This window comes from Endozoicomonas sp. ONNA2, assembly GCF_024606365.1.
In the GTDB taxonomy this organism is placed as follows: domain Bacteria; phylum Pseudomonadota; class Gammaproteobacteria; order Pseudomonadales; family Endozoicomonadaceae; genus Endozoicomonas.
In genome coordinates this window covers 1-1384 of record NZ_JAHHPO010001087.1, presented here as the reverse complement: position 1 = coordinate 1384, position 1384 = coordinate 1, and the positions used below count along the sequence as shown (strand labels likewise).

The window sequence follows — 1384 nt, the reverse complement described above, 5'->3', positions numbered from 1 at the left end:
AAAAACATGAATGTTACAGAGCCTAATTCAGGACTTTTTAGTAAAGACCTGACAAGTTTTTTAAATGAGCCTAAATCAAAAGGTAGCCCAGGCTTTAAGAACAGAACCATCAAAATTGTGGTTGCTACCCGGCAGTTCATGAGCGATACCATTTTACAGAGGGGGTATGGTGATATTGCATCCGGGGTAAGGCTGTTAGGTTATGTCAGGAAACTCTTTCCTGAAGCAACTTGCTCATTTGTCTTTGAACACCATGCCGCTGACATTGATGAGCTGAAGCGATTAAGATCCATTGCCACCTTTGACGACGTTGAAACCTTCATTCTGGATGGTCGCCATCAACAAAGATTCCGGCCACCTGAACAGCAGCCGTTAGCCGCAGTGCATCAGGAAGAGGAAGTCCGTCAATTGCTGCATGAGGCCGATTTTATCTTGCATGGCCCGAGTGGTTTGATAGCGCCGTTGGCAAACAGCCATGGTGAATTTGCCAGCAAAACTTTGGGTGTTGGTGAATATGAACTCAAAAGCTGGGAATATAGTAATACGGGCCGTCATGGAATAGAAGAGATTGATATGGGCTTTAGCTGTCAGCGTTTATACCTGATGGAAAATACATACCCTGACACTGTATTCAAGGACGATTTACTGCGTAAGTATTGCGCTAACCCACTGAGCAAAAGCAGTGATGGGAATGACCAGAGCGTATTTTATTTTGTCTATGGTCATGATGAATATTTTCTTGCTCACGCGCTGAGAGTTCTGGTGCTGATGGAAGGAGACAACGACAGAGATGTGGTGTTAGTCAGCTCTCGGCAGCTTAATCCGGGCCACTTCAGCGAGTTTTTCCCCGAACAGCAGCCGGACTTTTTTCCCTATAAGTCTGTTAATTTATTTAAAATCAACAGTGATGATAAAAAAGATGTGATCATGACTTTCCAAAATCCCGTTGGTCAGAAGGAAAAAAATATAAACATTATTATCCCTGATCGAATAGTAAATAGTGACTTTGATCTTTTACAACAAGGTTCTGTAATCAATTGGAGTTCCGGTGATATCAGCCTCTCCGATGTTCTTGCCAAAGGAAAAATCCCAATCGTTGACCAATATAAAAAATGGTATCTATTTGAGGAAATGGTGAGTGCAATGAAAAAATTTTGTGCAATTCCGGGAAATGAGCAATATGGTCCTTTGATGGACCCTTGGAAAACGGCTAGTGCGAACTTAGCTGATAACACCGTGGGTTCTCTCATGCACAACCCAGATAAGAGACTCTCATTGCAACAACTGCTTGGCACGCAATGGCAAGCGTTCGAACGAGACTTCACGGACTGGTTAAAAAAGAACAATCAAACCGAATCATTTATCCGGGAAAAAGCAGAAGCGA

1 protein-coding gene is annotated in these 1384 nt (G+C 42.8%); it reads left to right on the top strand.

Going from position 1 to position 1384, the window contains the following annotated elements:
* On the top strand, window positions 1-1384 hold a 1384-nt coding region (locus KDK14_RS19470), incomplete at both ends, for a hypothetical protein (RefSeq protein WP_257266872.1).